General features: G+C 34.5%; 3 protein-coding genes. All 3 read right to left on the bottom strand.

The window, feature by feature from the left end; translation table 11 throughout:
- The coding region (locus tag WAM07_RS16340) for a class I SAM-dependent methyltransferase (RefSeq protein WP_422168479.1) at window positions 1–584 on the bottom strand (584 nt) is incomplete at its 3' end.
- A 138-nt stretch (window positions 585–722) separates the two neighbouring features.
- Window positions 723–1,280, bottom strand: a complete 558-nt coding sequence (locus WAM07_RS16335; protein ID WP_422168478.1) for a hypothetical protein — start codon at window positions 1,278–1,280, stop codon at window positions 723–725.
- 27 nt (window positions 1,281–1,307) lie between these two features.
- On the bottom strand, window positions 1,308–2,312 hold the full coding sequence (locus WAM07_RS16330) for an SDR family NAD(P)-dependent oxidoreductase (RefSeq protein ID WP_422168477.1): 1,005 nt from the start codon (window positions 2,310–2,312) through the stop codon (window positions 1,308–1,310).
- Between the last annotated feature and the right edge of the window lie 501 nt (window positions 2,313–2,813).

Genomic DNA, 2,813 nt, shown 5'->3' with positions numbered 1-2,813 from the left:
CATATTGTATAGTTATTTAACCCCATATCTCTACAATGGTTTTCTTTTATTTGTTTAAGCCCGATTTTTTCAAAAATTGTTTTATAGTTTCGTGGAAACAACCGCCAGTTTTCAGCTTTTTCCGCTTCAACGGTAATTAAATATCCTCCAGTAATTCTGGCAATATCACTAAATATCCATTCACTATCCGGGTGAATATGTTCTAATACGGCCATAGTAAAAACTAAATCATAATCATTAGAAGGGAGCGTTTTAATTATATTTTCCACAGGGGAGGTAATTATAGTTGAGTTATCGATTAACGATGGATAAGTTTTCTTCATTTCTTCGATTGCTTTTTCACTAATCTCTATCCCTGTCAAATTGTGAAAGCCTTGTTCATAAAGATAATTTAAGTTTCTCCCAACATTACAACCAATTTCAAGCACCTTACTATTTTTTTCAATATACTTATTAACATAGTCCGCTAATACTTTACTCCTCTGCACATGAGGTACATAACTCTGGGGAGAGTTTCCACCTGATGTTCCCGTAGCCCAATAATCGTGGATTTCTCTCAGCGTCTTACTCTTTTTCTTCTTCATTAATCTGCACCCTTCAGGTTAAAAATAAATTAATAAAATTACTTGACCAGACGACTCTGCTTTAAGCAAAGTTTTACACGGTTTTAATCTATACTATAGAATCGATTGTATTAGTCCAGTATGCTTTAAAGTTTTTAACTATATTAGCCTTATATCTTGTAAAACTTCATTACTCTCTCCAATCCTCTTCTTTTGTACATGTTTCCTATTCAATACAATATTACTTGTTAGCGAAACCGATCTTATTTTTTTCGATTTAAGCTTTTTAAGAGAATTATGATTTTGGGTCGAGAGACTACTCTTATTTTTAATATTTTTCTCTTTGTCGTCTACGATAATTAATTTAATGTTCTTTGTTGAATTCAAATACTTAACCAAGGCATTAGAAGGGAAACGAAGTGGTTTCGTAAGATGAACAGCACCTATACGCAGCGGGGAATTTATGGATGGGGCTTTTATATATGAGCCGATGATCCTAAAAAAAAACTCTGGTAACTTCTTTTGAAGCTCTACCTGTCTTCCAGATTTATTAATAAATTTTTTCTCAAGCAATCCATTCATGATTTTTTTATTGTATAAAACGAAGGCGTGTAAATGGCATAGATATGGAATAGAAAAGCCTTTATAAGACCACCTCTTAAAAGCATTAATGAAATTCAAATATAGAGACCAATAGTTTCTTAAGAAATTATCCATTACTACCTCCTATACAGTGCTCGCATCTTACAATAACCCTGCTTTTTTTAGCAAGTTTCTTAATTCACTAGTCTTTATTGCTTCTCTGTTCATCGAATCATAAGACCCTACACTCGCCTTTTTAGCGTTACTATACTTCTCTTTCTCAAATCTGTTTCCAGGAATAATATACATATCTGGCAGTTCCAACGCTGACTTAGATTCATCATATGTCATTAGTTCTTCATACATTTTTTCTCCAGGTCTTGCTCCCATAACATTAACTTCAATTCGTTTAGGATTAATATGGTGATTTTTACACGTTTCTTCTAAGACCATATTTACTAAATCTTCTAAAATAATGACGGGCATCTTTAGAACGAATACTTCTCCGCCCTGGGCTTCTTTTAAAGCTTTTATAGTTAACTCAGTTGCCTGGTTTAAAGTCATCATAAAGCGTGTCATGCTTTTGTCTGTGATGATAATCTTCTGGTCTGAGAGTATCCCTTCTTTAAAAACCGGGATGACTGATCCTCTTGAGCCCATTACATTGCCGAACCGAACACTTGCAAATCTTGTTGAGGTATCAGCATGGTTGATTTGGGCAGCTGAAATTAACCTTTCGCCTATGAGCTTTGTAGCACCATACGTATTGGTGGGGGAAACAGCTTTATCCGAGCTAGTAAAAATTACTTTTTTCACACCTTGAGTAATTGCAGCATTAATTACATTATTAGTCCCCTGGACATTTGTCTTTATCGCTTCAAATGGGTTGGTTTCACAAGAGTCGACACGCTTCATTGCTGCTAAATGAAGTACATAGTCAACTCCATGCATAGCAGTAAATAAACTATCATATTCACGAACATCTCCAATGATACATTGTACTTTTTTATTATTGTCTAGCTCGGCTTGAAGTTGTTGCTGCTTATATTCATCACGGCTGAATACCCGGATATATTTGGGATGATCGTTCAATAAATGTTTCACAATACATTTACCTATTGTGCCAGTGCCTCCAATAACCAAAATTTTCTTGTCTTTAAAGTACACACCATTTCCTTCTTTCCTATACTGTTACTTTTTATGATATTAAAAAAGAAGATATTGGTTAAAGACTCGAGCCTACTTGTCTGAAGTATGTAAAGAATGGGTGATTTCCTAAGTGACAATCTAACTATAGAGTTTTTTTATTAATAAAAAACTATCGATTCACGATCGACCGATAGTTTTATCCTCGCTTAATTACAACTCATGTAAATCTTATAGAAGCACACGATGAATACTCATCTTCGATAATGTTGGGGGAGCCGGGTGGTGTCCAAATAATTAGAGCTGGAAGAGTTACTCCTTCTACTCTTCTATGGTAACGAATCCCGCTCACCCCTGATCTTAAGCTTTCGAGCATACTCCCATTTAGTTTATTAACTAATCAGTCACAAGCACCTTTAACGGCACCTTACATTCTATAAACCCTTAGCGGCTTTCCACTTTTTAAGATGTTTTAATTCTACAGCAGAAAATCTTTCGAATTTACTTATAAAGTTTCTTTTT

The sequence above is a fragment of the Halobacillus sp. genome (assembly GCF_049282395.1).
In the GTDB taxonomy this organism is placed as follows: domain Bacteria; phylum Bacillota; class Bacilli; order Bacillales; family Halobacillaceae; genus Halobacillus.
Note: the sequence above shows the minus strand (reverse complement) of the source record. Positions and strands in the feature narration are given on the sequence as shown.

Coding starts and splice junctions, on each gene's coding strand:
- WAM07_RS16335 (WP_422168478.1), bottom strand. CDS start 1,280: ATGGATAATTTCTTAAGAAACTATTGGTCTCTATATTTGAATTTCATT.